Below are 5,373 nucleotides of genomic sequence, written 5' to 3' on the forward strand. Positions count from 1 at the left end.
TGCGGCGCGGGCCGGGCGCGGCGCGGCGCGGGTGGCGCGGGCGATCGCGGCGCCGTACCCGTCGAACTCCGGTGGCGGCGGCGCGTCGGGGTCGTCCGGTGGCGCGAGCTCGTCGGGGTCCCAAACCAGGTCGGCGTACGGGTCCCCTCCGGCGCTGCTCACCCGTTCACGATAGCCGCGACCGCCGACGCCCGCCGCGGCCGTCCCCACCGGCATCCGCGATCCGCGCACCCGCGCACCCGCGCACCCGCGCACCCGCCCACCCGCCCATCCGCCCACCCGCGCATCCGCGAGACTTCACCCGTGCACCGAGACTGCGTGCTGGGCGTGCAGTCTCGGTGCACCAATGGAGTCTCGCGGGGAGGAGGGCGGGCGGGGGCGGACGGGGGCGGGGGCGGACGGGGGTGGGAGCGGGCGGAGGGGGGCGGGGGCGGGAGCGGGCGGGCGGGCGGGTGCGCGGGAGGCGAGCGCGCCGTAGGTTGGACTGCGACGAGAGGATGCCACATGCCCGTACAGAGCGCCCCGACGGTCACCCGCAACGACGAGCGGCACCGCTACGAGATCCACCTCGACGACCTGCTCGCCGGGTACCTGGACTACTACGTCGACGCGCGGGGGCGGCTGGTCATCCACCACACCCTCATCGACCACGCGTTCGAGGGCAGGGGGCTCGGCACGGTCCTCGCGGCCGGTACGGCCGCCGACCTCGCCGAGCGCGGCGAGACGGTCGTGCCCACGTGCCCCTTCTTCACCCGCTACCTCAAGAGCCACGAGGTGCCGGGCCTGTCCATCGTTTGGGCCGACGAGACGACCCCCGGCCCGTCCGCAAGCGCGGTCGCCGGCTGACCCGACCGGCGGCGCGCGCCGTCCCGGGCTCGGGCGGCGCCGGCGCTGATCCCGCTCGTCCGTGGGCGGGCAGGCGCCGGCATGGTCCACGGCAGCCCACCGCCGATACGCTGGTCGGGTGGCTCCGGCATCCCGCCTCTCGACGCGAGTCCTGCTGATCTGCGCGGCGATCGGCGTCGCGACCGGTCTGCTGGGCGCGCTCGCCGGCTACGTCAGCGCACCGGTGTGGGCGCTCGCGCCCATCGTGTACGGGCTCGTGCTCGGCTCGCACGTGATCCCCGGTGTCATCGCGCAGGAACTGTTGCGCCGGCCCTGGGTCGCGCTGGTCACGCACGGCGTCGCGGCACTGGTCGCCGGCGCGTTCGCTCCGCAGTGGATCGGACGCTACCTCGGCACGGCCCTGCTCATCGGCGGTCTCCAGGAGGGCATCGCCGCCCTCGCCCGCTACCGGATCTGGCAGCGCTGGCGCTTCTTCCTCTCCGGCGGGATCGTCGGCGCGGTGCTGGCTGTGGCGATGAGCTTCGCCCTCGACGCGGGAAGGCTCGCGCCGTGGGCGCTCGTCGTGTTCTGGGTGCTGCTCGTGCTGGGGCCGGTCCTTTGGACGGCGGCCGGACTCGCTCTCGGAGCGAGCCTGCGGCGAACCGGCGTGGCCCGCGCAGTGCGCTGACACGGGCGCGGGGCGCCGCCGCGGGTGCGCCGGCGCGCGCTGCGGGGCGCCCGAAGTTCGGAGTCTTGCGCGAAGTTCGGAGGATTTCGGCGGAATCCTCCGAACCTCGCGCGACTCTCCGAAGTTGGTGAGCCGGTAGGCGGGCCGGGCGGGGCCGATCGGGCCGGGTAAGGCCCGGCTAAGTTGGAGGTGCCCTCTTGACCCTCTCCGCTGGGACCGCCCGTGACCTCTGCCGCGCTCGTGCACGTGCGCGAGCTCGGCGTCACCCACGAGGGGGCGGATGCCGCGACCCCCGCCGCGGCCACGTTCCGCATCGCACCGGGAGAGGTCGTGCTGCTGCTCGGGCCCAGCGGCTCGGGGAAGTCCACGCTCGCGCTCACGCTCAACGGGCTGATCCCGCAGTCGGTGCCCGCGCGGATCACCGGGTCGGTCGAGGTCGCCGGGCTCGATGCGACCACCACGCCGGTCGCGCGGCTGAGCACGCACGTGGGCATGGTGTTCCAGGATCCCGATGCGCAGCTGGTCACCGGGACGGTGCTCGACGAGGTCGCCTTCGGCCCGGAGAACCTGCGGATGCCGGTGACCGACGTGCTCGCGCGGACGGAGGCGGCGCTGCGCCGCGTGGGGCTGTGGGAGCGCCGGGAAGACAACCCCGACCGCCTCTCCGGAGGCGGACGCCAGCGGCTCGCGATCGCGTGCGCGCTCGCGCTCGGCTCGCCCCTGCTGGTGCTGGACGAGCCCACCGCGAACCTCGACCCGCGCGGGATCGAGGACGTGTACGCGGCGCTGCGCGACGTGGTGACCGGCGGCGACCGCGCGATCCTCCTCGTCGAGCACAACCTCGACGAGGCGGTCGCGCTGACCAGCCGCGTCGTCGTGCTCGACGCGACCGGTCGCACGGTCGCCGACGGCTCGGTCGACGACGTGCTGCGCGCCCGCGCCGACGAGCTGCACGAGCTCGGCGTGTGGCTGCCGGTCTCGGCCCTCGCCGCGCTGCGCCTGCGCGCGGCCGGCTACGCCCTCGATCCGCTCCCGCTGACCCCCGAGGAGCTGCGCGCAGCGCTCGAGCGGTGCCCCGCGCCGATGCCCGCACCGGCATCCGGAACTTCGGAGAATCGCACCAACTTCGGAGGATTTCGCCCAAATCCTCCGAAGTTCGCGCAAGACTCCGAGGTTCGTGGGCGCGAACGGCCCCGCGACGCCAGCCCGGGCCCGGCGATCGTCGAGGTACGCGGGCTCACCCTCGCCCGCGGGCGCACGCGCGTGCTCCACGACGTCGACCTCACCGTGCGCGCCGGCGAGTTCGTCGCGATCGTCGGGGCGAACGGCGCGGGCAAGACGAGCCTCCTCCAGGCGATCGCGGGCGTGATCCCGGCCCCGCGCGGGACCGTGCGCATCGACGGCACCGACCCCGCGCGCACGCGGCTGCGCGCGCGGGCCCGCCGCATCGGGTTCGTGTTCCAGAATCCCGAGCACCAGTTCCTCGCCCGGACGGCCTTCGACGAGCTCGCGCACGGACTGCGCCTGCAGGGCCTTCCCGAAGACGAGGTGCGCGACCGCGCGACCGACCTCCTCGAACGGTTCGGTCTCGACGGTCAGGCCGACCGGCATCCGTTCCTCCTCTCCGGCGGTCAGAAGCGACGCCTCTCGGTGGGCACCGCACTGGTGGCCGCCGCTCCGGTGCTCGCTCTCGACGAACCCACCTTCGGTCAGGACCGGGCGCGCGCCGAGGAGCTCCTGCAGCTGCTGCGCGGGCTCCACGCCGACGGCACGACGGTCATCGTCGTGACGCACGACCTGCAGCTCGTCACCGAGCACGCCCAGCGCACCGTCGTCGTCGCGGACGGCCGCATCGCCGCCGACGGGGCGACCGCCACGGTCTTCGCCGACGAGGCGCTGATCGAGCGCGCGGGCCTGCGCCCGCCGCCGCTGCGACGCGCGCTGCGCGGGCTGCACCGGCATCCCTCCCTCGCCGCTGTCGCCCGCCTCGCCGACCTGCCGGGGAGCATCGCATGACGGATGCCGCGTTCGACCCCTACGCGCGCGCCACCGCGCCCGGCCGCTTCCTCACGACGCTCAACCCGCTCGCCAAGCTCGCAGGTCCCCTCCCTGCCATGGTGCTGCTCGTGCTCGTGCGCGACCTCGCCACCCCGCTCGCCTTCCTCGCCCTCTCGGCCGTCGTGCTGCTGATCGGCGCCCCGTTCACGCGAGGTCTCGCCCTCACCCTCGGCATCGCACTGCCGCTGGGTGTGGCGGTGCTGACGCTCGGGATGAGCGTGTGGACGGATGCCTCGCGCGTCGACCGCTCGGTCGAGGTGCTCTCGCTCGGCGGCTGGACCCTCTACGGCGGCGCGGTGCTCGTCGGTGCCGCCACGGCGCTGCGGATCGGCGCGATCGTCGCGCTGGCCCTGGTCGCCGGCTCCACCACCTCCGGCCCCGACCTCGTGCGCGCCACCGTGCAGCAGCTGCGCGTGCCGTACCGCGTCGGTTACACCGCGCTGGCGGCTCTGCGCTTCGTGCCACGGTTCGGGCACGAGCTCGACCTCATCCGTCAGGCCCACCGCGTGCGCGGCGCGCACGCCGGTCGCGGGCCGTTCGCCGCGATCGCCCGCTGGTGGGGGTACATCGTGCCGCTGCTGGCGGGCGCGATCCGGCACGCCGAGCGGGTGGCGCTCGCGATGGACGCGCGCGCCTTCGGCGCCCACCCCGACCGCACCGAGCGGCACCTGGTGCCCTTCCGCGCGCGCGACGTCGTCTTCGTGGTCGCCTTCTGGGCGGTGACGGCGGTGCTGCTCACAGCCTTCGGCACCTGATCGACTGCTAGAGTCGGGAGCACTTGCAGCGCACACCGCGCTCTCGCGTCGTAGAACGCTTCCCTCGCCGCCGGCTCAGGCCGATGTCGGCTGACATTCTTCGTACGGCGAACCCGTGCGCGCATCCGCGTGCGGGCCACCGACCCGGGCACCGTCGCGTGCTCAGAAACACCTCATGACTGAAACCTCCTTCGGCGCGCTCGGCGTGCCCGCCCCCCTCGTCGACGTGCTCTCCGCCGACGGCAAGACCACCGCCTTCCCGATCCAGGTCGACACCCTGCCCGACACCCTCGCCGGCCGCGACGTGCTCGGGCGCGGCAAGACCGGCTCGGGCAAGACCCTCGCCTTCTCCATCCCGATGGTCGCGCGTCTGCGCGACGCCGCCCGCACGCGCCGCGCCGGACGCCCCTCGGGCCTGGTGCTCGCTCCCACACGCGAGCTCGCCACGCAGATCGACGCGGTGCTCGCACCGCTCGCGCGCGCGTACGGCCTGACCACCACGACGATCTTCGGCGGCGTCTCGCAGCACCGCCAGGTGCAGGCGCTGCGCGCCGGCGTCGACATCGTCGTCGCCTGCCCCGGCCGGCTCGAAGACCTCATGAAGCAGGGATTCGTGAACCTGGATGCCGTCGAGATCACCGTCATCGACGAGGCCGATCACATGGCCGACCTGGGGTTCCTCCCCGGCGTCACCCGCATCCTCAGCGCAACGCCGCGCGGCGGACAGCGGCTGCTGTTCAGCGCCACGCTCGACAACGGCGTCGACAAGCTCGTCGCCCGCTTCCTGCAGAACGAGGTGCTGCACTCGGTCGACGAGGCGAACTCCCCGGTCGCCGCGATGACCCACCACGTGTTCACCCTCGCCGACACCGACGCGAAGAACGAGGTCGTGAGCACGCTCGCGTCGGGCACGGGCCGCCGCATCCTGTTCATGCGCACCAAGCACCACGCCAAGAAGCTCGCGAAGAAGCTGACCGCCCAGGGCATCCCCGCGGTCGACCTGCACGGCAACCTGTCGCAGCCGCAGCGCGACCGCAACCTCGCGGC

General features: G+C 74.2%; 5 protein-coding genes. All 5 read left to right on the top strand.

What is annotated here, in order from left to right:
* Positions 1 to 504: 504 nt before the first annotated feature.
* Positions 505 to 846 carry a GNAT family N-acetyltransferase gene (locus tag QM641_RS12365; RefSeq protein WP_415116925.1) on the top strand — a complete coding sequence of 114 codons (342 nt, stop codon included), beginning with the start codon at positions 505 to 507 and terminating at the stop codon, positions 844 to 846.
* A 118-nt stretch (positions 847 to 964) separates the two neighbouring features.
* Positions 965 to 1,513 (top strand): ECF transporter S component, encoded by a 549-nt coding sequence (locus QM641_RS12370; protein WP_415116927.1) that lies wholly within the window; start codon positions 965 to 967, stop codon positions 1,511 to 1,513.
* Between the two features lie 222 nt (positions 1,514 to 1,735).
* Positions 1,736 to 3,529, top strand: a complete 1,794-nt coding sequence (locus QM641_RS12375; protein ID WP_415116929.1) for an ABC transporter ATP-binding protein — start codon at positions 1,736 to 1,738, stop codon at positions 3,527 to 3,529.
* Positions 3,526 to 4,326, top strand: a complete 801-nt coding sequence (locus tag QM641_RS12380; protein ID WP_415116931.1) for an energy-coupling factor transporter transmembrane component T — start codon at positions 3,526 to 3,528, stop codon at positions 4,324 to 4,326. Before QM641_RS12375 ends, QM641_RS12380 begins: the two co-directional genes overlap by 4 nt.
* A 175-nt stretch (positions 4,327 to 4,501) precedes the next feature.
* A partial coding sequence (locus tag QM641_RS12385; protein WP_415116933.1) for a DEAD/DEAH box helicase occupies positions 4,502 to 5,373 on the top strand: 872 nt, incomplete at its 3' end.

Source organism: Microbacterium sp., assembly GCF_047605725.1.
Taxonomy (GTDB): domain Bacteria; phylum Actinomycetota; class Actinomycetes; order Actinomycetales; family Microbacteriaceae; genus Microbacterium.